A 587-nucleotide genomic window follows, 5' to 3' on the forward strand; every position below is an offset into this window, starting at 1 on the left:
TAACCCGATGCCCGGCGGTGGTTTTGTAATGAGCTTTACGGACATCACCGTATTCCGCGATGCCGAGCAAGCGCTGAAAGACGCCAATGAAACGTTAGAAGAACGAGTGCGTGCGCGCACTAGAGAGTTGGAGCAACTCAACAAGCAGTTGGTGGCAGCGACGCAGCGTTCGGATTTGGAATCGAAATCGAAATCGCGTTTTTTAGCGGCCGTGAGTCACGACTTGATGCAGCCGCTCAATGCCGCCCGTTTGTTTGCGTCTTCACTTTCTGAAGTAGCCAAAGACAGCGAAACCCGCAAGTTGTCGGCACACATCGAAAGTGCGTTAGGCGCGGCGGAAGATTTGATCGGAGATTTGCTGGATATTTCGCGTTTGGAATCGGGTAAGTTGGAAGTCAATGTGCATGGCTTCGCGGTCAACGATGTTCTGGCGAACCTCAATGCGGAATTCAGCGCATTGGCCAAACAACAGGGGATCGAGTTCACTATGATCCCATCTTCTCTCATGGTGAAATCGGACCCTAAATTGTTGCGCCGTGTGGTGCAGAATTTCCTCACCAATGCCTTTCGTTACAGCCCAAATGGTA

Annotated in this window: 1 protein-coding gene; it reads left to right on the top strand. The window is 51.4% G+C overall.

The window, feature by feature from the left end; genetic code table 11:
* Positions 1–587: sensor histidine kinase (locus R7Q11_RS27915; protein WP_318094476.1), on the top strand; the 587-nt coding region annotated here is incomplete at both ends.

The sequence above is a fragment of the Vibrio sp. 970 genome, assembly GCF_033339075.1.